The following is a 22,407-nucleotide window of genomic DNA, read 5'->3' as shown; positions in this document are numbered from 1 at the left end:
TCCTTCTTTGTTTCGGAACCTGTAGATGAAAAGAGAAGAAGAGGAGGAAAAACGATGAATCAGGGACTATTAGGAAAGCTGGGGATGGATTCCAAAATGGCCATGGGGTATCTTGGTGTACTGCTGTTCATGATGGGTGACGGGTTGGAATTAGGCTGGCTATCTTCCTATTTAATCGATAATGGATTAACTGTTCAGCAATCTGCCCTTCTATTCAGTGTATATGGGTTCGCGGTTGCCATCGCAGCCTGGCTTTCCGGCGTACTAGCTGAAGTATTGGGCCCCCGCAAAGCCATGTCCTTAGGGGTAGCCCTATTCATAGCGGGAACGCTCGTTTTTTTAACCGTCGGCCTTCCTACCATGAATCTAGCAATCATGATCCCTACCTATTCACTTCGGGGACTTGGTTACCCTTTGTTTGCCTACTCTTTCCTCGTTTGGCTGACATATTACGCACCGGCAGAAAGGCTGGGAACGGCTGTCGGCTGGTTCTGGGTCTCGTTTGCCGGAGGGTTGAATGTTCTTGGAGCCTATTACTCCAGCTTTGCCCTTTCTTATCTAGGAGAATGGAAGACGCTTTGGAGTGCCCTTGTATTTGTGACACTTGGAGCCATAATTGCCATTTCCTTAAACAAAGATGACGGAAGTAATAGAAGGAAATTCGCTTCTAAAGCGGAAGCATTTAAATATATTTCCAAGGGAATCACGATAGCTTTTGAGCGTCCGAAAGTCGGGCTTGGGGGTATCGTTCGTACGATCAACACGGCAGGTGCATATGGATTTGTTGTGTTTCTGCCAGCTTATATGATGGAAATTGGATTTATCCGAACTGAATGGTTGCAGATTTATGGCGCATTATGGTCCAGCAATGTAATTTTTAATCTGATATGGGGCATTATCGGCGATAAATTCGGCTGGCGTAACACGGTGATGTGGTTTGGCGGTGTAGGGTGTGCTGTATTCACAGCGGCACTCTATTATACTCCTTTCTTCCTTGGAGCGAATTACATGGCGACAACACTCGTTGCCATTTGTTTCGGTGCTTGCCTTGCTGCATACGTGCCCCTTTCTGCATTAATTCCATCACTTGCCCCGGAAAACCGCGGGGCTGCCATGTCCATTCTGAACCTGGGTGCCGGCCTGAGTACATTCGTTGGTCCGGCTCTTGTCGGTCTTTTCATTGGCAGTGTCGGAACGGCAGGAATAATTTGGATTTATACAGGATTGTATTTGATCAGTGCGTTCATGATGAAATTTGTTACATTACCTAAGAAAATGGAAGCAGAAAAAGTGGATACGTCTCCTAACGTTCAAGTAGTGCAATGAATCTCATTGTTGAACGTTGATAATGAAGTTAATAATGAAAAAATGAAGCTGATAATGATGAATATTAAGCGAAAAAAAACTGAAAGGGCGTTGTATAATGAAAATTGGGTTAGGTTCCGATCATAATGCTTTTGATATGAAAGATAGTTTGAAAGAGTATATTCAAGAATTGGGACACGAAGTTATCGATTACGGTTCGGAAGATTCATGTACGGAGATTGATTATCCAGGAGTGGCTTTTCAAGTAGCTAATGACATTAATGAACAAAAATTGGATCGTGCCATTTTAGTTTGCGGTACAGGTATCGGAATGGCAATTGCGGCAGGAAAGGTCCCGGGCATTCGTGCAGCACTTTGCCATGACACCTACTCAGCGGAGCGTTCACAAAAAAGTAACGACGCTCAAGTGTTAACCATGGGAGCAAAGGTGATTGGGATCGAAACGGCCAAAAATATAGTGAAGGTGTATTTAGCGTCTGATTTTCCGGGTGGTAACTCAGCAAGAAAAGTTCAGCAAATAATGGATAAAGAGCAGGATTTTTTGAAAGGAGCTGCAGCAAAACATGAAAAAGCTCATTAATGATCCAACAAGAGTCGTGGAAGAAATGATTGAAGGATATATAAAAGCCTACCCGAAACATGTAAGGCAATTAGCTGAAAACGATCGGGCACTTGTTACCGCGAAGGAAACAAGAAACGGAAAAGTAGGCGTCCTCATTGGCGGCGGATCGGGCCACGAACCAGCATTTATTGGATATGTGGGTGCTGGCATGGCTGATGGCGTTGCCGTAGGGAATATTTTTGCTTCTCCTCCTCCAGATCCGATTTTGGAAGCGACGAAAGCCATCGATAAAGGAAAGGGCGTTATTTATATATATGGCAACTATGCCGGGGACGTAATGAACTTCGGCATGGCGGCAGAACTGGCTGATCTTGAAAGCGATATCCGTGTTGGATCCGTGCTTGTAACGGATGATGTAGCTTCCGCGCCAAAAGAAGAAAAACAAAAACGCAGAGGGATTGCAGGGGAATTTTTCGTCACGAAGGCAGCAGGGGCTGCAGCGGATAAAGGGTATAACTTGGAGGATGTTGTACGAGTGGCTCAAAAAGCAAACGATTACACGCGGACAATGGGCGTCGGTTTAACACCTTGCTCACTGCCACAGACAGGAAAGCCCAGCTTTGAACTTGCTGATAACGAGATGGAAATCGGCCTTGGCCACCACGGTGAACCTGGCATCGAAAAAGGTGACTTGCTGCCGGCTGATCAGGTGGTCGATCGCCTTATGCATGATATTTTGATAGACATGCCAGTAGAATCAGGCGAAAAAGTAGCCGTTCTTGTAAACGGATTAGGCTCCACAACGAATATGGAACTTTATATCATGTTTAGACGTGTTGAACACATTTTACGTGACAAAGGCATTATCATTCACCGTTCATATGTAGGAAGCTACAGCACATCTCTTGAAATGGGCGGTGCGTCTGTCACGATTACAAGATTAGATGAAGAATTGGCAGCGTTCATCGATCATCCTGCAGACTGCCCATTGTATGTCCAAAAATAAGGAGGAATTAACGATGAAGATAACAGCGGCAGAATTCAAGACCTTTTTAAAAAACGTTGTCACGATGATGGAAGAACAAAAAGATTATTTGTGTGAATTGGACCGGAAGCTGGGTGACGGCGATCATGGGGTCACGATGTCCATTGGCTGGCAGGCTGTTAACGAAAAACTGGATGGCGAACTCAAAGACGAGCAGGATTGCGCAAAAATTAGCATGTTAGCAGGTCGTACGTTTTTAAGTGCCGTCGGTTCATCGGTTGGTCCTCTTTATGCAACTGGTTTTATGAGGGGCGCGAAAGCAATTCAAGGAAAATTGGAACTTGGTGATCAAGAATTAAGGGATTTCTGGGTCGCTTTTGTGGATGGGATTAAGGAACGCGGCAAAGCGGAAGTTGGCGAAAAAACGATGATAGATACCCTGCAGCCAGCAGCTGAGAGTTTGCAAACGAAATTTGCCCATACGAATGACTTCGTTGCATCCTTTACGGAAGCGGTGAAAGCGGCAGAGCTAGGAATGGAGTCAACAACAGGAATGCTATCTAAGCGCGGACGTTCAAGCCGTCTTGGGGAACGCTCCCTTGGAACGAAGGATCCTGGTGCCGCATCCTCTTACATGATTCTCCACACATTTTTAACAACCATTACATCGGCTCAAACAGTATGATGCACGACATTCAATCACATATCAAAAATAATTAGATTATTCCGATTAAAGTTAATGGAAATATGCAGCTGAATTTCGCTTGTGTGTGGATAAAAATACATATTCATGAAAAAGGAAGGAGCTGATTCGTGTTGTCTATTGTGAACATCAAGCAAACTGAAAATGTTCAATCACTGGCCGGTGACTTTCTGGTCGTTGCTCAAAAAGCGGCGATCGCAGCATATCCCTTGATTGGGAAAGGCGACAAAATCGGTACGGACAAGGCCGGAACAACAGCCATGCGTGAAGAGATGAACCGCATAAATATGAATGCAACAATCGTCATTGGCGAAGGGGAAATGGATGAAGCGCCGATGCTGTATATTGGTGAAAAGCTTGGTACTGGCACTGAACCTCAAGTAGATATTGCGGTTGATCCGATAGAAGGAACGACCCTCGTTTCAAAAGGACAGGATAATTCGCTGGCAGTGATTGCTGTGGCTAAACGCGGTGCCCTCTTGCATGCCCCTGATATGTACATGGAAAAACTTGCAGTCGGCCCGGGTGCGAAGGGCAGTATCGATATCGAAGCTTCGCTTACAGAAAACATGAAGTCCGTCGCAAAGGCGCTGGGCAAGGATGTGAGGGAATTGACCGTCATGATGCAGGAACGAACGCGTCACAATCATTTAATGAAGCAAGTATTTCATCTCGGCGCAAAAGTTCGATTATTTTCAGATGTTGATATTACAGGAGCTGTTGCTACAGCGGTTGACGAATTGGATGTTGATATCCTTGTCGGAACGGGCGGTGCCCCCGAGGGTGTGATTGCTGCAGTTGCATTGAAATGCCTTGGCGGTGATTTTCAAGGTCGACTTGTTCCCAAATCTGAAAAGGAACTGATGCGGTGTAAGAAGATGGGGATATCCAACCCCCATGCCCTATTGACGATCGATGACATCGTGAAAACCAATGATTGTTTCTTCGTCGCAACCGGGATCACAGACGGCCCTTTATTAAAAGGTGTCCGCAGAAAAAGGAACAATAAGCTGATTACCCACTCTTTCGTTGCAACAGCGGAGCAATCGCAGTTTGTAGAAGCGCGCCACAACGTCCAAGACACATGAAAATGGGGACCGAGGTATCCCCTCAATCAAAGAAGCATCGCTTGCGCTTGCAGTTGAAGCGCAGCGTACACTGGCATAAGAAGGTTAGGAATGTCTTATGCCTCCTGTCAAATCGTAAAAGGTGCACTTTTACGATTTTTTTGATGTAAAATAAACTGTTTGGAATTTCCTATAAAAGTAAATATAATTAAGACAGAGGTGATATTCAGTGAAATCGTGGAAAAAAGAAATCGAAATAAATGCACCAATCGAGCATGTATGGAAGTATCTTGACGGTTCTTTAGAAAATATGCAAAAAATCATGCCCCAAGTGATTGAACAAAAGCCGATCAAAATAACGGAGGAAGTGGTCGGGAGTATATATCGCCAGAAATATAGAGAAGGCAAACGAACAGAGGAATATGATATCGAAACACTCGCGTATACCAATGAACCTGATGAGAAAAAGCTAAAAGTGGGCTTCATCCTGGCCAAAATGTTTGAGATAACAGCATTGTATGAATTGAATAAAATCAACGACAGCCAAACTTCCTTTACATACACCGTCACCAGCCGCCCGTTAAAATGGTACCTGAAGTTACTATTGATATTTGCTACCGATAAAGTGGTCGTTGAGTTTTTGGAACGTTTCAAGAAGGTAGCTGAAGCGGAAACGGGTGGGGAATGATTTAAGTTTACTAAAAAAACTGTAGGTAAGAATTTGATCAAGTTGTGAAATGTAGGTAATAAAAACTATTTAACATTTCAAACCCTTGGCACTTCTAGTGTCAGGGGATTTTTTGTTTGTGGGGGAAATGTATCAGATGAGTATACAGTAATTATTATTCTTTTTCGGTTTTTGTGAGTGAATCACAAAATTGAAGGAGGGGTGTTCCAATTTTGGAGTTTTGCATTTCAAGATTGGATCCTAAAAAATCTAGTTCTTGGTTATTATGTGAATATGGAAGCAAAAATTATTAAAGGAGGATAAGAGAATGTAAAAACAGTAAATGATGGTATGTAATTTATGTGTTTTGTTAAGAGAATAGAAGTATATGAAAATATGTATGATTCGCCTATTAATTTATCGAGGGTACTTGAGGTTATTAACACCTCGTATTGACCAAATATGCAAATAATATAATATGTGTAACTTTATACATAACATGTATGTTTATTAGAATAGAGAGGGTATATTTTGAGTAAAACAAAAAAAATATTAAAAGGTAGTTTAGTTGTAACTTTGTCTTTGCTTTTTTTCTTTAGTAGTTATTCAGTTAATTTCTTTGCCAAAGCTAATGATAGGAAAGAAACCATAAATGATTTATCGGAAGAAAAGAATATAGTTATTATTACTGATAATGAAACAAGCACAGAAGAAACCGTTAATACTGTTGTTGAAGAAAATATTGATCCGGAGTTTAAAGATATTCAAGATAAAGTCGATAACACCGAATTGAACGTTAGCGTTGTTTCCCCCGAAAATAAAAGAGATTTAGAGAAATCAAGTACTATTGCTGCTGATGTCGCTGTTGTTGAAGGTAATGATTTATATAAAGATTTTCTGAAAGCGGAATTAGAAGGTGGTAAAAGAGTATTCCTTTACGGTGATGTTCAAGCCGAGGAATATAAAGAGATCTTTGAATTAGATGAACTTGCAGTTAAAGAGAATAATGGACAGTTAGAATTTGGTTTGAGTGAAGAAGAACTGAATAAAAAAGCAATTGAAAATGGTAAAGAAGTTGTTGACGAAAAACTTACAGACGATGAAGGGAATGAAAAAGGTTCACTTGATGCTGCTGAATCTAAATATACAAGTCATGTAATAGGGTATACAATAGATAACAATCAAAAACTTCAGTATGTAGATGTATCTATTAATAATTTTGATGAAAATGGTAATTCAATTCCCAACACAAAAGGAATGGTGTTACAAGAGGTGTTAAATACTCAAACAGAGATTATTGATAGTGAAAATGAACCTAATCAAGAAAATAATACGACTGCTGCTTCTACTTTTATTACTACTAATAAAGTACAAGCAGCAAATGTAAGAGTTAAAAACAAATATAATATTGTTGAAAAAGGCTATCGTCTTGGACTTTTGGTTGCTAGAATGGATACAGATTGGCATTTGTACAAGCAAAATAGCGAAAAGAGTAAAAAATATGATTATTTCACTTTAAAACCTATAACTCAAGTCACAAGTTATAAAGGGTTATGGGCTAGATCTATTTATACGGATATAGATATACCTGCAGATACAGATCATTTAGACGATTGGGGCCCTATGGGTGACCAAGGGACGTCTTCTGTTAGCATGTCACTAGGATATCCGTTTTCAGTAGGGATTTCCATGGACTTCGGGGAAAATCTACAAATTGATGATCGATCTAGTTTGGCATATGATTATGCTAGATGGCAGTTAAACGATGGAGCCATGGATTTAAATAGAAATATAAGTGGAAAAACCTTTAACCCTGCTGCTGGGTAGGCTTCCACAGGAACTTATGCTAGAGCTGGATTAACGGTTGTAGGTAAATTTGAGATAATTATATAACACTAACGACTAAATCTGATGTAAGTTATGATTATAAAAAGGCCACTTACTAAAGAGAGGTATAAGTTTTCATGAATAATACAACTTTTAATATAATTCTTTTACTATTACTAAGCATTTTAATCGTGGTTCAAATATTTATGACAAAAGCAGTATTTGATGTTATTGACCAACTGAAAAATATATCTCAAACATTACCTGGTTTATTGAATCAATAAGGGGATCACGAAAACGAAACTATAGTGGGTAGTCGTAATTTTATGATCCTTGTAGAGCTTTCTGAATTTACTTATGGGTTCATGAACAAAAAATCAGAAAACCCCGATGCTATTAGCAATATAAATTTTCCAGTAATGCTAGTAGTGATTTTTCAGGAAAATAATATGAAGATGTTGAAGGATAGCCATTTAAGTAATAGAGAGGTTCTATAATAACAAAATAAAATAACTTATCTTCTTCTGTTTTTTTGAAAATTTGCTGAAAAAGAATCCATCTTGATTGTATTTTTCAAGATGGATTCTTTTATTTGTAGGGAAAAGGTGTCACTAAGAAGTGTACTAATTTTATTTTTTAAAATATTAGTAATTATTTTTGTAGAATTAACCCTTATATCTTTTATTGGTTCAAAGAAGAAATTTAAAAAGATATCATTCATAATTTGCGAGTGAATCAAAGAAACGAAGGAGAGGTGTTCCAATTTTGGAGTTCTTCATTTCAAAATTGGAACCTAAAAATTTGAATCTTCGGCTATTATGCCATTAGAGATGTTTCTACAAAGACATCATTAAGTGCAAATGATAAAGCTTCTTATGCCTCTGCTTATAAGAAATACTAACAAAAAAGGAGAAATGAAAACGATGGGTAAGAAAAAAGTTCAGATACTTGCTTCACTGTTATTTATGGTTAGTTTTTCTTTGATCGTTTCAGCTTGTTCAAATACCCAGAAAGATGTAAGTAATATAAGTCCAGAGGATAAAAAAAATCTAAAGGTCATTCGAATGGATGGTAGTTTTGCGGTAGATGTGAATAATCCAAAAGAAACTGTAGGTGATGCAGATTACGTTTTTATAGGCCGAGTTGATGAAGATATCGATACTATATACAAAGATCATGTAACCATTGAAACTAGAGAAGGTACTAAAGAGGTTTCAACACCGTATACCAATTACAAAGTTACTGTGCTGCAAAATATAAAGGGAGATTTAGTTACAGATACCTCAATATCTATTCAAAAGGCTGGAGGGATAAATCAAGATGGTTCTTCTGTTGTACTGTATCAAGATGATTCACTACCTAAAGAAGGAAAATCATATGTTTTTTTAGCGTATGCACAAGATGATGAATCTTTATTAGTATTAGGTCCCAATTCAAATGAATACGTTGAAGGGATTAAGCAAGATGTGACTAGTGAAAAAATGGTAAAAGGTAAAGCTTCACTGAATGAGGAAGCTATAGAGGTAGTTTCAGAGTATGAAAATGCCTATGAAAATGAAATACCTACTGATAGAGACCGTTCAGAATCTGAATTTGATGCTGAACAATAAGTTTTTTTATAAGGGCTGTTTTCGTAAGCTTTTGTGTTTTGGAAAAAGAAAGTATAATACTATTATGGTATAAAAAGTTAAAAAGGAGGTGGCTCGTCTTGGTACTTTAACAATAAGTCAAACTACATTGCCAGAACCGTTACACTGGTTATTGATAATAATTGCAGTGATTCTTAATATTACCACTGCAGTGGGTTTGATTCTGCACATTGGTATTCAGAAACTTAATAAAAATTAAAATTATACTATTCCTTTTAATGTATTTACAGAAGTTTTAATGTTTTTTTGACAATTGGAAAAAAGCATTTGGTGCATGATCAAATCCCTTATCTTAAAAAAACGAAGATACTGGTAAAACGGATCTAGCTCGATTACAATGAATTAGAGGTAATTCAATTAACTAGCCAGCTTCAAACAAAATGCAAATAAAAAAGCAACTTTAAAAAGAGAGATATATACATGAATTCAACGACTTTTAAGATAATTCTTTTACTATTACTAAGCATTTTAATCGTGGTTCAAATATTTATGACAAAAGCAATAAGTGATGTTGTCCGCCAACTGATGGATATTGCTCAAGTATTAACTGGTTTAGTGAATTAATAAGGGTAGTAGTGCCGGACACATGAGTATGGTCTTCGCTTCTCCACTAAATAAAGCTTTTAGCCGCCAAGACTTGGCGGCTTTTGTTTTGGGGATTGTTCAAGCTTTTATCGCAAATAACCGGCGAAGTGCATGAACGAAGTAGGTGGAAAAGAAAAGATCGTCATGCGTTCCTTCTGGATCAGATTCGAATGATAGATGATCTTCCGAATAGCCTTCCTTGATGAATTCAAGGTGGGCCTTCTTTGTATAGTCGACCATATGCTTTTGTGCCGTTTGTTTATAGATGCCCTCTAGTTCGCCCACATATAAATAGAGCTGATGATTTTGGCGATTCACCGTTGGTTTGGTATAGCTTTTTCCTTGTCGTTCAATCTTCTCGCCTTGAAGGTAGCGAAGCACATCCTCGTACCAAAAGGAAGGGGATAACGAGATATATTGATGGAATACCTCCGGATAATAGTATGAAGCGAAAATCGAAACGAGTCCACCCAAGGAGCAGCCGGAAATGGCTGTATGGGAAGGTGCGGGATTCGTTGCATAATGGACATCGATATAAGGCTTTATTTCGGTTACGACCGTATGTAAATAAGCAGCTGCGTGACCTCCAAAGCCACCGCGATGCGGAGCGAGCGAAGGGGCTGCCCAAGGCGTATAGTCATCATTGCGATTGATCGAATCAATCCCAATGACGATCAGTGGTTCAATTTGACCGGAAAGAATCAAATGGTCGATATGATTGACAGCCTGCTTGGCCGTTTCTCCCCCGTCATGCATATAAATCGTCCGGTATTTCTTTGTGTGATCGTAACTAGAGGGCAGAATGACACATACCTCATAGTCGGCAATTTTATTCGTAACGTATCGAACCATGCAGTTGCCTCCGTTTACTTGAGTGAAATAGTTGATAATGATAACCATTATCAACTATGATTATAATACACGTGTCATCATTTTGAAAGACGTGATTGAACTCATGGAGAGAAAAATTCATCATGCAAGTTTAATAATAATCATTCTTATCTAAATCGTCTCTAAGAAAAGCCAAGATGTGTATCGTCGGCTTTTTTTTAAAATGGAAAGGAGGAGCTGAATGGGTTCTGGAAGTATTCACCTGTTAATTTGTGTCTTTGCAATTGGCCCTCATTAATTGATAAAATGATGTATCCGTTGTGTTTCTTTGGGCAATATATTACTTTCAACAAGTAGGAAGTGGGATTTTATGATCAACCTGCATCAAGTGAGCAAGAAGTTTTCACAGTTTCAGGCCATTAAGTCTGTCACTTTGACCATACCAAAAGGTGAAATCCATGGAATAATCGGGGCAAGCGGAGCAGGGAAATCAACGCTGCTGCGGCTGATGAATTTGCTCGAGAACCCGGATGTGGGCGAAGTGGAGGTCAACGGACAAAGATTGACAGCCTTGAACAATCAAGCACTTCGAGAGGCACGGAAGTCGATCGGGATGATCTTTCAGCATTTTAATCTTGTCGCAAACAAAACGGTTCATGACAATGTGGCCGCTTCGTTGGAGCTGGCAGGTTACCCAAAAAAAGAGCGTCGGAGCCGTGTGGCAGAGTGTCTTCGTTTCGTCGGATTGGAGGGGGAGATGGGGAAATATCCTGCACAATTGAGCGGGGGGCAAAAGCAGCGTGTTGCCATTGCCAGGGCACTGGCAAATAACCCGCAGGTGCTGCTATGCGATGAGCCGACCTCTTCCCTTGATCCTCATACAACGGCTGAAATCTTGGAGGTGCTGGCGAGTATAAACGAGCGCTTCGGAGTAACGATTGTGATCGTCAGTCATGAGCTGGAGGTCATCAAAAGTATATGCAAGCGTGTAACGGTCATGGCAGCTGGAGAGATTCATGACACGGTCACGATTGAACCCACAGGGATCGAAAAAAGCGATGATCGTCCAGAATACTTCATCGAACAATTAACAGGGAATGGTGGGATCGGTCATGCCTGAGATTTTGGTGCAATATGAGGCAGAAATCTGGCAGTCGATTGCCGCAACCATTACGATGGTTGGTGTGTCCATTTTAGCTGCCATCGTGATTGGCTTGCCAGTCGGGACGTTGCTGTTTCTTTGCCGGAAGGGCCAGCTGCTTGATAATCGCTCGGTTTTCTCGATCTTGAATTTATTGGTCAATATTATTCGTTCTTTTCCATTCTTGTTATTGGTCGTTTTTTTGATCCCCTTTACGAGACTCTTGATCGGCACGGCGATCGGTACAGCAGCGGCCTGCGTTCCATTGGCGATCATTGCGATTGCCCATTATTCGCGCTTGGTCGAGCAATCCTTATTGGACGTGCCGAAGGGTGTGATCGAAGCAGCGATTTCGATGGGGGCTTCGGTGAAGGATGTCATCTTTAAATTTCTTTACGTGGAGGCTCGTTCCGGACTGGTCCTCGGACTAACGACTTCGATCATCAGCTTCATTTCCTATTCAACGATCATGGGAGTGGTCGGAGGCGGCGGCATCGGCGATTTTGCCATCAGGTACGGCTATCAGCAGTTTCAAACAGAATTAATGATTTATATGATCATCATTATGATCATCCTGGTACAGCTAATCCAGTTCATAGGTACAGCTACAGCCAGAATGATCGACAAAAGATAATGGAGGAAACCATCATGAAAAAATTACTCCTTCTCATGGCAGCAATGATGCTGTTTTTAGCAGGGTGCGGCAAGGCGAATGAAGGAAAAGAGAAAGAACATGCGCAAAAAGAGGAGAAGGAAGAGGTAACATTGAAAGTGGCCTCGCTCATTCCCCCGATGACGGAAATACTAGAGTTGGTTAAACCAAAGCTAGCCAAGGAAGGCATTAACCTCGATATAGTCATATTAAGTGATAATGTGCAGCCGAACACGGCACTGGCGGCAAAAGAAGTCGATGTGAACTTCTTCCAGCATGTTCCGTATATGGAGGAATTCAACCGCAACAAAAATGCCGAGCTTGTTCCAGTGAAACCGATCTATTTCGCCAATTATGGCGTATATTCCAAGGAATACGACTCCATGGATAAAATGCCGGAGGGTGCCGTCATTGCAATTGCAAACGACGTGTCGAACATCGATCGGTCATTATCCTTGCTGGCACAGCATAAAGTGATCACGTTGAAGGAAAAAAAGGGACCATACTATACGATGGCCGATATTAAGGAAAACCCGAAAAACTATAAATTCAAAGAAGTGGATTTATTAATGCTGGCAAGAACGTATGATGAAGCGGATGCGATCGTGATCACACCTGCATACGCAGCACCGCTTGGGCTGACACCAAAGAACGATGCCCTGCTCACCGAGGGTGTTGAGAATGACTTTGCGATTACATTGGTGGCGCGCAAGGATAATGTCGACTCCGAACCGGTCCAAAAGCTGGCAAAGGCGATGACAAGCCCTGAGGTACGCAAATTCTTAGAAGAAAAGTATAGCGAAACGGCCATACCAGCCTTTTAAATGGTAGGCAGCGAAAGGGCCATTCCACTGGGAATGGCCCTTTTTTCGTGTTCTATTAAAGAAAAAATAATCGACTTTTAAAAAAATTATGTTGTATTATTTCAAGTTACATATTATGATGATTTTCGAGAATGATAATCATTATCAAATATATCTAGTCCAATTTATTCATCATACAGGAGGTGAATGTAGCAGGGAATGGCTACAAACAGAGTAAGTAAAAGTAATTACTATTATCTTATTATTTTATTTTTAATAGGGTTGATCATGGTATCCGCCGTCTACTCGGTATCGATCGGGCAGGTGCATATCCCTTTTAAGCAATCGATGGAGATCATGCTTCATACATTGACGAATGGCAGATGGGGTACACTGAATGTCGAAAATGAATCCTATTTAAATATTATTTTACAGGTTCGAATGCCTCGCGTTATTTTTGCCCTGCTGATCGGCATGGGGCTTTCATTGTGCGGAGCGGTAATGCAGGCCGTCGTGCAAAATCCGCTGGCTGATCCATATATCCTGGGCATTTCATCAGGAGCTTCCCTGGGGGCAACCTTTGCCATCCTTGTCGGACTTGGAAGCGGCGCGATCCTATCGCAATTTGGGGTGGCATTCGGTGCTTTTACGGGGGCGATGCTGACGTCGATAGCGGTACTGGTTTTATCGAGTATCGGCGGTAAAGCAACATCCGTCAAGCTCGTCTTATCAGGCGTAGTCATCGGCGCATTATGCAGTTCCTTTTCGAGCCTGATCATTTATTTCGCCAACAATGCGGAGGGCATCAAAACCGTCACGTTCTGGTCGATGGGAAGCTTGGCATCATCCAGCTGGGCGAAAACACCGATCCTGGCAATCATCGTTTTGCTCGGATGCGCGTTGTTCCTTTTCCAGCATCGAGTGCTGAATACGATGCTGCTAGGCGATGAATCCGCTATCACACTCGGCATTAACTTAAGTGTCTACCGTAAATTTTATATGATCGTCACCGCCCTTATTACGGGAACGATGGTGGCCTATGCAGGAATGATCGGTTTTGTAGGGTTGATTGTCCCTCATATAACCCGGGGAATATTCGGTGCGGATCATAAACGGTTAATGTTGGGAACCATCCTGCTGGGCGGACTGTTCCTGATTTGGGCAGACATCTTGTCAAGAACGCTGATCACCAATGTGGAATTGCCCATCGGGATCATTACATCTGTCATTGGTTCGCCGCTATTCATCTACATGATTGTGAAAAAAGGCTACAATTTCGGAGGGTGAGACATGCAATTAATCGCGAAAGACATGGGAATAAAAATCGGCAAGAAGGAAATTGTCAAAGACATTTCGATTTTAGTGAAGAAACAGCAATTTGTTGGTTTGATCGGTCCGAATGGCTGCGGGAAATCGACGCTATTAAAAAGCATTTATAAAAGCCTGGCCCCTACTAAGGGAACCGTTCTACTGGACGATATGGATGTTCTGAAAACCTCTGAAAAGAAGGTTTCACAGCAATTGGGTGTCGTCGGCCAATTCAATGAAGTGAATTTCGATCTGACCGTGCACCAGATGGTGATGCTGGGCAGGACCCCCCACAAGAAAATGCTGGAGTCCGATAAACAAGAAGATTTCCTGATTGTTGAGGAAGCGCTGGAGCGAACCAATCTGCTGGACTACAAGGAGCGGAGTTTCCTATCCCTTTCCGGCGGTGAGAAGCAAAGGGTCATTTTAGCGAGGACGATTGCCCAGCAACCGAAATTCATGATACTGGATGAACCGACGAATCACTTGGATATCCGCTATCAGATCGAAATTTTATCATGTGTAAGGAATTTACAGATTGGGGTGCTCGCTGCCCTTCATGACCTGGAAATGGCTGCCCATTATTGCGACTATCTTTATGCAATAAAGGACGGCGAGGTCTATGCTCAAGGTACACCGGAAGAGGTACTGACACCGGAAACGGTCGAGGCATTATATAAAATCAAGTGCCAAACGTTTATCAATCCCGTTACGAATGGATTAGGTTTTGCGTATGGCGTATAAAATAGGAGGAATACAGTTGAAAAAGAGATTATTACTAGGAGTCGGGTTGGCGGCCATGTTAACGCTATCAGCCTGCGGAAATTCTACCAAAACCAGTTCTGAAGAGAAACAGGAGCCAAAAAGCCAATATCCATTAACCATTGAAAACTTCACGAAAGCTGAAGGCGGAACAAAGTGGGAGAAAAAGGATCAAGTCTTCGATAAAGCACCCGAACGTGTCATGGCCAATACAAGACCGGCAGCGGAACTGTTATTGCACCTAGGATTGGCTGATAAAATTGTCGGCGTCGGCGCAAACTTCGGTGCACCGGATAAAGCGGTTGAAAAAGAATACAAAAAACTCAACATATTGAGCGACGAGTATGTAGGAAAAGAAGTTACATTAGGAACGAATCCAGATTTAGTCTACGGCCGTGGCGGTCTATTTGACAACGCTGATTGGGGAGTAGGAACAGTCGATACATTAAATGAAATGGGTGTGAAAACGTACGTCTTGAATTCATCGGTCACGGGCGGAACGTATAACTCGATTTATAAAGATATCGAAAACCTCGGCAATCTGTTTAATGTACAAGACAAGGCAGATGGCTTCATTAAAGAACTAAAGACTAAACAAGATTCGATCACTTCGAAATTATCAAGCATTAAAGAAGAAAGAACGTTTGCTTATTTACATATGAGTGATCCAAAAGAAGTTTATGTATATGCAGCTCATGACGAAACCTTCTTTAATGACTCATTCTCTATGGTGAAACTCAATAATATTTTTAAAGATGAAACTGGTGAAGTAAGTGTGGAAAGGCTGATCGAGGCTGATCCCGATGTATTGATCATTCCAGATTGGAGCACCACTGATGGAGTAAGCGCAGATAAGATTAAAGCAGCACTTTATGCGAATGAAAAGCTATCGAGCATGAAAGCAATCAAAAACAAACAAATCTATGCAGTCGATTACAACTATATGTTCAGCTATAGCTACAGCACGATAGAAGGAATGGAAATGCTAGCGAAGGAAATGCATCCAGATTTGTTTAAATGATCCTTTCCTAAACAAGCTAGTTTAAGAGTATGATATGGAATCAAAGAGGGAGATCTTCGTTGAAAATAAGTTACTTTCACGAGCATCTCCTTTCTTACTGTAAAGGGGGAACTCCTGGCTATCATGTTAAAAGACTTTTTTGCTTACTATAAGCCGTATAAATGGTTATTCATCATGGATTTTTCTTGTGCAATTTTGGCGGCCTTGCTGGAGCTCGCCTTTCCTTTGGCCTTCAATAAGGTCATCGATGATTTATTGCCTACAGGTAACTGGACCTTCATCATCTGGGCGTGCATTGCGTTATTAGGCATTTATGTAGTGACGGCCTTTCTGCATTATGTCGTTACATATTGGGGGCATATGCTCGGGATCAATATCGAGACAGATATGCGCAAAAAGCTATTCAATCATGTGCAGAAGCTGTCCAATCGCTTTTTTGACAATACGAAGACAGGACACCTCGTTTCACGGATGACCAATGATTTAATGGACATTGGGGAAATTGCCCACCATGGTCCCGAGGACTTGTTCATTGCCGTGATGACACTGTTTGGCGCCTTTGGGTTAATGCTCTCCATCAACTGGAAGCTTGCTTTATTGACGTTCATCATCATTCCCTTCCTGATTAGCCTATCCATCTACTTTAGTAAAAAAATGTCACATGCTTTTAATCAAATGTTTGCGGATATTGCAGACTTCAATGCAAGAGTCGAAAATAATGTCAGCGGCATTCGTGTCGTCAAGGCCTTTACGAACGAAACCCACGAAATGGAAAAATTCGCTGTGAACAATGGCCGTTTCCGTAAAACGAAGCTTGTTGCCTATAAGGTCATGGCCTGGAATTTCTCGATCAGCCATATGCTGATGAAGATCATTTCATTATTCGTCCTAGGGTGCGGCACATGGTTCGTCATTTATGGACACATGACATTTGGTGAATTCATCGCCTTCGTGCTGCTCTCCAATGTATTCCTGACACCGATCAACCAAATCAACTCCGTCATCGAAACCTATCCAAAAGGGATCGCCGGCTTCCGCCGTTATCAGGAATTGCTGAACACGGTACCGGATGAGCTCGATGCCCCGGATGCCATTGAGGTGAAGCAGGTAAAAGGAGACATCACATACAAAGACGTCACATTTGGTTATGAGGGAAAAGGAAACGTCCTCAGCCATATCACTTTCAGCGTAAACAACGGCGAAACCATCGCCCTGGTCGGCCCGTCCGGAGCTGGAAAAACGACAATTTGCAGCTTGCTTCCGCGATTTTATGATATTCATTCAGGAGAGATCGCAATCGATGGCATCAACATCAAAAGCATGACCATGGAATCCCTGCGTCATCATATCGGAATCGTCCAGCAAGATGTCTTTCTTTTTGATGGAACGGTCAGGGACAACCTTACCTATGGAAAACTGGATGCAACCGACGAGGAAATCTGGGATACAGTAAGACGCGCCCAGCTAGAAGAGATCATTCACAATATGCCGGATGGCTTGGACACATTGATCGGGGAACGCGGCGTCAAACTATCAGGAGGTCAAAAACAAAGGGTCTCCATCGCCCGCATGTTCTTGAAAAACCCGCCGATCCTCATCCTTGATGAAGCCACATCAGCCTTGGATTCGGAAACGGAAGCAGCAATCCAAAAAGCCCTGAACGAACTATCCAAAGGGAGAACCACACTCGTCATCGCCCATCGATTGGCGACGATCAAAAATGCCGATCGAATCCTCGTCATCACCGAAGAGGGAATAACCGAACAAGGAACCCATCATGAGCTGATTGAAGTCGGCGGAAAGTACAGCAAACTTCATCAAGCACAATTTCAATGGGTATAATAAATCAAACCCCTGACTTTTGTCAGGGGTTTTTCATTTTGGGATGATCTCAGAAAACGAGCTGAAAATTCCAAATGTGAAATACTTTGTTTCATTTTTGGAACGAACCGGCCAGATTATTTTGCTATCATTATGCCAGAACAGGAGGTTTAAGAAGATGCTAATTGAAAGTATGAGTGACTATTTATATGAGCCGTTTTACATACCGATTTTATTGCTGCTTGGATTATTATATATCGGTATTTTAGTATATAGCTTCACAGAAGTTACATTTACGATCATAGGCTATGGTTTAATGGGGATATCGATCCTAACGTATCTTCTTGTTGGCTTGTATATGACTGGAAAAGGATATTATTTAGATGGTCATTCTCCAGATATATTGGTTTTTGGAAGTATCGGTTGTTTAGAGCTTACTGTATGAACCTATCCTTATATATTTCTTACCTTGGCGGTGGTGCTTGGTAAAAAAGGCGAGTAATGAAATCCTGATAAATAAAAGAAGTATTGAAGAACGACTCAACGTTCTTGATACTTCTTTTTCTTGTTCATGGCATTCGCAGTTCTGTCTTATGCTGCTTTCTTTTGTTGTTGTTGGTTTTGGTCCAAGCGAAAACTTAAGAAGGTTAGCAGACTTGCACAAATGGCAACCAGTCCGCCGACCCATGTCACATTCAGCAAATTTCCCTGATGATAGACGACGCCGCCGAGTGCGGAGCCGAAGGCGATGCCGACATTGCTTGCGACTGGCATCAGTGAAGCCGCCAGCCCCGTAGCCTTTGGCTGATAAATGCCGGCAAGATCTATCAAATAAAGCTGGGTGGAGGTGGTCAAAAGGATGGCCATCAGTGACATCAACCCAATGTTAATCAAGCCAAAGGTAAAGCTATTCGTTGTCCAATATAAACCGATCAGAACGATTGCCTGCAAAAGGAACACGAACCGAAGGCGTCCAATCGCATTATGGCTGGCAATTTTCCCTGCAAGTATGTTGCTGAAAATCGAAATGAATCCGTAGCCGAACAAAATCAAACTGATCGAACTGCTTGGTGCGTCCATCCCTTTCAGGATCGGAACAAGATACGTATAAACGGCATATGTCGCGCCAAAGCCAAGAGATGGAATGAAAAAGGCCATCAAGATTCGCGGGTGCGTCAGCAAGGAAAATTGATCACGCATCGAGCTGCGAACGGAACTGGGCATGACAGGCAGCACGAAGAAGGATGCCAAAAACGCAATGGCTCCGAGAAAAGTCGTTAACAGGAAGGATGCATTCCAGTTATACCACTCGGCGATGACCGTGCCTATCGGTACACCAATCACGTTTGCCAGTGTAAAGCCGCCGAAAACGAATGATATCGCAAGTCCGCGTTTGGCGATTGGCATGGTTTCACTTGCCACGACCATCGCAAGTGAAATCAACACGCCTGTTACAATCGCCGTCAGCATCCGTAGTGTAAGAAGCATGATGTAGCTCGACGAAAGCACGCACAGCGCATTCAGGACGATGAACGAACCAATTAGAAACAACATCCATTTACGCTTCGGCAAATGGCTCGTTGCTGACATCACGAGCGGTGTGGCAACGGCAAACGTAAGCGCAAACGCAGAAACGAGTGTGCCAGCTTTAGCATTGGTGATATGAAGACTCGAGGAAATATCGGTTAAAATCCCGACGATGACAAATTCGCTTGTCCCGAGAACGAAGGTTAATAAAGTAAGTGTTAAGATGAGCAACCAATGTCGCTTCGTTAATTCTGTGGTGTGCATAAAAACCTCTTTTCTTAGCTGAATATAAATGTGTGTCACAGAGCAGATAAACAATTTACCTATCATACCACAAAACATTTTCACGAGGGAAAAACTTGCTTGATTTCCGTTGGTTATTTCTGGATGCGGTTGACCTATTAGGGTAAAAACCTTTTTGAAATCCCCTTCATTTCTTGAATAAATGAAGAAACTCTTCTAAACTATAGATAATCCACAATTTAACAAAAGATGTAAGTCATACATACGAACGAAAGCAAGGTAGTAGAAAAGCAGTTGAAAGGACTTTCCATTATGTCGCTGATATACGAATCTCAAACACTTGTATCTGCCATGCAGAAGCGTGCCGGACAATATAAGGACATGAAAGAACAGCTCACGGAATTGAAAAAAGAATTTGCTGGTATCGTCCATTTGGATGATGAGCTGCAGGGGCAGGGCGCGGAGGCCATCAAAGGCTTTTACCAAGCGCAAATCGATGTCGTCGATGCCTGGCTGCGCCTGATCGAGCGGCAAATTGCCTTCTTTAACGGCATTCAAGGCGATGCAATCGAAGCGAACCTGAATGAAACCTTGGTCACCGTCCCTTTTTTAGAAGGAGAGCTCGAAAACGCCAATCGTAATGCCAAGGAAATGGTCACAGCCCAGAAAAACGACTTGAAAAAAATCTTTGCCGAAATTGATGATATCATTCAGCTGCAGCCCTTCTCCGATGACACGTTCTTTGACAACATCGAAAAAGCCGAAACGACACGGACCGAAACGATCCACAAAGTAAACGAAATCGACCATAAGTGGACAGCTGAATACGCCACATCCGAACAAGAACAAGCAGCATTAACGGGACTTATGGAACAACTGGAAGCATCCAGCACAAGGGGAGGACAAGTATCTCCACTTTATTTTAATGCAGCAGCCTACAAAAATAGCGAAGCCTATAAAAACCTGGACGTAAGGAAAAAAGACACCGCCCAATATCTCAAGGTGAAGCAAGCGGAGGCCGAGAAGCGCCGGATCAAAAACCTCAAGGCCCAACTCGATCGTGTCACAGATCCAGACGAATTCCTCCAAATCGCCAAGCAAATCGGCTACGAAAACCTAGCGCCCACCCAGCAACAGCTGGTCATGCAGCTAGAAAACACCAAGCAAACCACAGACATCGCCAAAGGAATTGGCGTTGGCCTGTTCGACGTCGGAAAAGACTTCGTCACAGGAATTTGGGACCTCGTCACTGACCCAGGGGAAGCGGTCGAAGGCGTAGCAAACTCGATCCTGCACCCGATTCAAACCTATACATACATCTCCAAAGCCATCTCGGATTCATACGAACGAGACATGGTAAACGGCGACGCCTACTCCCGCTCCCACTGGGTCACCTACGCCCTCGGAACCGTCGTCACGACAGTGGTGGGGACAAAAGGCGCAGGAGCCATAACGAAGACAGGGGTAGCGACTACAAAAGCGGCTGCAGTTAAAGGTGCAGCGAAAGTAAAAGAACTAGCCTCGATTCCTAATTTGTTGCCTTATAATCCGAAGAACCAGCTGTCGATGGCAGGTGGAGTACCTTATAATGTGGTTGATGGGGTTGGGTTGAAGGATCGGTTGGTTTCGATGGCGAAAGTGGAGTCGGAGGTTGGTGGTAGGAGTACGGGTAATGCTGTGAAAAATAAATTGAAAGTTAATTATAGTGATGATATTAGAGCTTACCGTGATATTGAAATTGAAAAAATACCAATAGAATACAGGGCTGACCATAGACTCGTCACCGAAATGAATTATAAGGGAAAGAAAAAAAGCGGAACTAACGCAGCAGGATGGGAAAGAAGTGCTTCGAAACACTTTAATGAATTACTAGATAATCATCCTGAATTTTTCAGCGAAGCAAACGTTGAAAGAATTGAGAATGGACTAGTCCCTATAGTAGATGATGATTTTATTAAACATTTTCCTCAGTATAATAATACTAAGGGTGATAAACTAATACATCACCATATCGGTGGCGGAGGTCAAGCAGCTGCAGTTCCACAATCATTGCATAAAGGCTTTGGAGGAATACACAATTTTGAGAAAGAACACAATATTCGGGGGAACGACCCGTTGACTGAAATTGGAGAAGTATTTACTTCAGAAAAGAAACCATAACATTATTACAAACAATCAACTGAAATAAATTATTTATAAATAGTGGAGGTATAAAATATGATTTCGCCACAGGAGTTTTTGAACAAATGGAATAGTGACACTTATGGATTGGTTAATTATGATGAATCTAATATTAATTCATTTTCCTTAACTAATGAAACCAAAAATTTTTTAATTAAAGCAGGATTACCTGAGTCTGCTCCACCTTTTCTAACTTTCGAATCTTCAACCAATGGTGGGGGGATTAGACTAACTGAAAAAAATAATAGTTTAGGAAAAATGTATGATAGGTTTATATATTTAGGGTATACTGGTAGCGGAAATCCAGTATGTATTAATGAATCTAACTCTGAGGTCGTATATATTGATTATGATAATGAAGATAATAGTGTATTAATAAATTCTACAATAGCAAAGTTTGCAGAGTCTTTGCTTTTCTATGTAGAATTTATAAAAAAGGTAAAAGCTGTTAATGGAAGAAGAGCATATCTTGAAAAAAATGCAACTAAAGAATTGTTAGACTGGATTTCCAAGAGCCTTCATCAAATTGACGCTGTTTCTTTAATTCAAGGTGGGTTCTGGGAAGAAGAACTTGTCAGCTTTAGTGAATAAAATATATAAGATGAAATAGTATTACATTTAATATTATAGATACAGAAGAATATTTTCAGATGTACGAAAACCTTGATTGGCTAAACGCTATTCAAGGTTTTTGGTTTAATGTAAAAGTAAAGTTAATGGCGGGAGGGTGAAAAGTTGAACGTTGT

General features: G+C 41.7%; 20 protein-coding genes. 18 read left to right on the top strand and 2 right to left on the bottom strand.

Going from position 1 to position 22,407, the window contains the following annotated elements:
- Nucleotides 1–54: 54 nt before the first annotated feature.
- The 8 genes from QNI08_RS09915 (at nt 55) to QNI08_RS09880 (ending at nt 8,747) form a co-directional block, all read left to right on the top strand.
- Nucleotides 55–1,326: an MFS transporter gene (locus QNI08_RS09915; RefSeq protein WP_285767266.1), complete on the top strand. Its 1,272-nt coding sequence runs from the start codon at nt 55–57 to the stop codon at nt 1,324–1,326.
- 97 nt (nt 1,327–1,423) lie between these two features.
- Nucleotides 1,424–1,906, top strand: coding sequence for a ribose 5-phosphate isomerase B (rpiB, locus tag QNI08_RS09910; protein WP_285767265.1), 483 nt, complete (start codon nt 1,424–1,426; stop codon nt 1,904–1,906).
- The gene (locus tag QNI08_RS09905; protein ID WP_285767264.1) at nt 1,890–2,894 is read left to right on the top strand and encodes a dihydroxyacetone kinase subunit DhaK; all 1,005 of its coding nucleotides are present in this window, start codon (nt 1,890–1,892) and stop codon (nt 2,892–2,894) included. The genes rpiB and QNI08_RS09905 overlap by 17 nt, the downstream gene beginning before the upstream one ends.
- A 13-nt stretch (nt 2,895–2,907) precedes the next feature.
- Entirely contained in the window at nt 2,908–3,558 is a 651-nt protein-coding gene (gene dhaL, locus QNI08_RS09900; protein ID WP_285767263.1) for a dihydroxyacetone kinase subunit DhaL, read from the top strand.
- A gap of 131 nt (nt 3,559–3,689) precedes the next feature.
- Nucleotides 3,690–4,664 carry a class II fructose-bisphosphatase gene (gene glpX / locus QNI08_RS09895; protein WP_285767262.1) on the top strand — a complete coding sequence of 325 codons (975 nt, stop codon included), beginning with the start codon at nt 3,690–3,692 and terminating at the stop codon, nt 4,662–4,664.
- A 208-nt stretch (nt 4,665–4,872) separates the two neighbouring features.
- Nucleotides 4,873–5,331: an SRPBCC family protein gene (locus tag QNI08_RS09890; protein WP_285767261.1), complete on the top strand. Its 459-nt coding sequence runs from the start codon at nt 4,873–4,875 to the stop codon at nt 5,329–5,331.
- 510 nt (nt 5,332–5,841) lie between these two features.
- A complete protein-coding gene (locus QNI08_RS09885) occupies nt 5,842–7,137 on the top strand; it encodes a hypothetical protein (RefSeq protein ID WP_285767260.1) in 1,296 nt (431 codons plus the stop codon).
- Between the two features lie 923 nt (nt 7,138–8,060).
- Nucleotides 8,061–8,747 (top strand): cell surface protein, encoded by a 687-nt coding sequence (locus tag QNI08_RS09880; protein WP_285767259.1) that lies wholly within the window; start codon nt 8,061–8,063, stop codon nt 8,745–8,747.
- Between the two features lie 702 nt (nt 8,748–9,449).
- Here the strand turns inward: QNI08_RS09880 and QNI08_RS09875 are convergent.
- The gene (locus tag QNI08_RS09875) at nt 9,450–10,223 is read right to left on the bottom strand and encodes an alpha/beta hydrolase (protein WP_285767258.1); all 774 of its coding nucleotides are present in this window, start codon (nt 10,221–10,223) and stop codon (nt 9,450–9,452) included.
- Nucleotides 10,224–10,572: 349 nt separating this feature from the next.
- Here QNI08_RS09875 and QNI08_RS09870 point away from each other — a divergent pair, with 349 nt between their 5' ends.
- The 8 genes from QNI08_RS09870 (at nt 10,573) to QNI08_RS09835 (ending at nt 18,155) form a co-directional block, all read left to right on the top strand.
- On the top strand, nt 10,573–11,322 hold the full coding sequence (locus QNI08_RS09870; RefSeq protein ID WP_285767257.1) for a methionine ABC transporter ATP-binding protein: 750 nt from the start codon (nt 10,573–10,575) through the stop codon (nt 11,320–11,322).
- The gene (locus QNI08_RS09865) at nt 11,315–11,977 is read left to right on the top strand and encodes a methionine ABC transporter permease (RefSeq protein ID WP_285767256.1); all 663 of its coding nucleotides are present in this window, start codon (nt 11,315–11,317) and stop codon (nt 11,975–11,977) included. The genes QNI08_RS09870 and QNI08_RS09865 overlap by 8 nt, the downstream gene beginning before the upstream one ends.
- Nucleotides 11,978–11,991: 14 nt before the next feature.
- Nucleotides 11,992–12,819, top strand: a complete 828-nt coding sequence (locus QNI08_RS09860) for a MetQ/NlpA family ABC transporter substrate-binding protein (RefSeq protein ID WP_285767255.1) — start codon at nt 11,992–11,994, stop codon at nt 12,817–12,819.
- A 198-nt stretch (nt 12,820–13,017) separates the two neighbouring features.
- The gene (locus QNI08_RS09855; protein ID WP_285767254.1) at nt 13,018–14,085 is read left to right on the top strand and encodes a FecCD family ABC transporter permease; all 1,068 of its coding nucleotides are present in this window, start codon (nt 13,018–13,020) and stop codon (nt 14,083–14,085) included.
- A gap of 3 nt (nt 14,086–14,088) precedes the next feature.
- Nucleotides 14,089–14,850, top strand: a complete 762-nt coding sequence (locus QNI08_RS09850) for an ABC transporter ATP-binding protein (RefSeq protein WP_285767253.1) — start codon at nt 14,089–14,091, stop codon at nt 14,848–14,850.
- A 16-nt stretch (nt 14,851–14,866) separates the two neighbouring features.
- The gene (locus QNI08_RS09845) at nt 14,867–15,889 is read left to right on the top strand and encodes an ABC transporter substrate-binding protein (protein WP_285767252.1); all 1,023 of its coding nucleotides are present in this window, start codon (nt 14,867–14,869) and stop codon (nt 15,887–15,889) included.
- A 123-nt stretch (nt 15,890–16,012) separates the two neighbouring features.
- Nucleotides 16,013–17,731: an ABC transporter ATP-binding protein gene (locus tag QNI08_RS09840; RefSeq protein ID WP_285767251.1), complete on the top strand. Its 1,719-nt coding sequence runs from the start codon at nt 16,013–16,015 to the stop codon at nt 17,729–17,731.
- 157 nt (nt 17,732–17,888) lie between these two features.
- Complete coding sequence (locus QNI08_RS09835) at nt 17,889–18,155, top strand: hypothetical protein (RefSeq protein WP_285767250.1); 267 nt, start codon at nt 17,889–17,891, stop codon at nt 18,153–18,155.
- A 146-nt stretch (nt 18,156–18,301) separates the two neighbouring features.
- Here the strand turns inward: QNI08_RS09835 and QNI08_RS09830 are convergent, their stop codons facing one another.
- Nucleotides 18,302–19,501, bottom strand: coding sequence for an MFS transporter (locus QNI08_RS09830; protein WP_285767249.1), 1,200 nt, complete (start codon nt 19,499–19,501; stop codon nt 18,302–18,304).
- A 291-nt stretch (nt 19,502–19,792) separates the two neighbouring features.
- Here QNI08_RS09830 and QNI08_RS09825 point away from each other — a divergent pair, with 291 nt between their 5' ends.
- Both QNI08_RS09825 and QNI08_RS09820 read left to right on the top strand, forming a co-directional pair.
- A complete protein-coding gene (locus QNI08_RS09825) occupies nt 19,793–21,640 on the top strand; it encodes a T7SS effector LXG polymorphic toxin (protein ID WP_285767248.1) in 1,848 nt (615 codons plus the stop codon).
- A gap of 57 nt (nt 21,641–21,697) precedes the next feature.
- Nucleotides 21,698–22,252 (top strand): SUKH-4 family immunity protein, encoded by a 555-nt coding sequence (locus QNI08_RS09820; protein ID WP_285767247.1) that lies wholly within the window; start codon nt 21,698–21,700, stop codon nt 22,250–22,252.
- Nucleotides 22,253–22,407: the final 155 nt, after the last annotated feature.

This window comes from Peribacillus folii (assembly GCF_030271255.1).
Taxonomy (GTDB): Bacteria; Bacillota; Bacilli; order Bacillales; family DSM-1321; genus Peribacillus.
Note: the sequence above shows the minus strand (reverse complement) of the source record. Positions and strands in the feature narration are given on the sequence as shown.

Bases quoted from the DNA above. Each gene is read 5' to 3' on its own strand.
- QNI08_RS09820 (WP_285767247.1), top strand. From the start codon at position 21,698: ATGATTTCGCCACAGGAGTTTTTGAACAAATGGAATAGTGACACTTAT.
- QNI08_RS09835 (WP_285767250.1), top strand. From the start codon at position 17,889: ATGCTAATTGAAAGTATGAGTGACTATTTATATGAGCCGTTTTACATA.
- QNI08_RS09855 (WP_285767254.1), top strand. From the start codon at position 13,018: ATGGCTACAAACAGAGTAAGTAAAAGTAATTACTATTATCTTATTATT.
- QNI08_RS09905 (WP_285767264.1), top strand. From the start codon at position 1,890: ATGAAAAAGCTCATTAATGATCCAACAAGAGTCGTGGAAGAAATGATT.
- QNI08_RS09840 (WP_285767251.1), top strand. From the start codon at position 16,013: ATGTTAAAAGACTTTTTTGCTTACTATAAGCCGTATAAATGGTTATTC.
- rpiB (WP_285767265.1), top strand. From the start codon at position 1,424: ATGAAAATTGGGTTAGGTTCCGATCATAATGCTTTTGATATGAAAGAT.
- QNI08_RS09825 (WP_285767248.1), top strand. From the start codon at position 19,793: ATGTCGCTGATATACGAATCTCAAACACTTGTATCTGCCATGCAGAAG.
- QNI08_RS09850 (WP_285767253.1), top strand. From the start codon at position 14,089: ATGCAATTAATCGCGAAAGACATGGGAATAAAAATCGGCAAGAAGGAA.
- QNI08_RS09880 (WP_285767259.1), top strand. From the start codon at position 8,061: ATGGGTAAGAAAAAAGTTCAGATACTTGCTTCACTGTTATTTATGGTT.
- QNI08_RS09860 (WP_285767255.1), top strand. From the start codon at position 11,992: ATGAAAAAATTACTCCTTCTCATGGCAGCAATGATGCTGTTTTTAGCA.
- QNI08_RS09870 (WP_285767257.1), top strand. From the start codon at position 10,573: ATGATCAACCTGCATCAAGTGAGCAAGAAGTTTTCACAGTTTCAGGCC.
- dhaL (WP_285767263.1), top strand. From the start codon at position 2,908: ATGAAGATAACAGCGGCAGAATTCAAGACCTTTTTAAAAAACGTTGTC.
- QNI08_RS09830 (WP_285767249.1), bottom strand. From the start codon at position 19,501: ATGCACACCACAGAATTAACGAAGCGACATTGGTTGCTCATCTTAACA.
- QNI08_RS09875 (WP_285767258.1), bottom strand. From the start codon at position 10,223: ATGGTTCGATACGTTACGAATAAAATTGCCGACTATGAGGTATGTGTC.
- QNI08_RS09865 (WP_285767256.1), top strand. From the start codon at position 11,315: ATGCCTGAGATTTTGGTGCAATATGAGGCAGAAATCTGGCAGTCGATT.
- QNI08_RS09915 (WP_285767266.1), top strand. From the start codon at position 55: ATGAATCAGGGACTATTAGGAAAGCTGGGGATGGATTCCAAAATGGCC.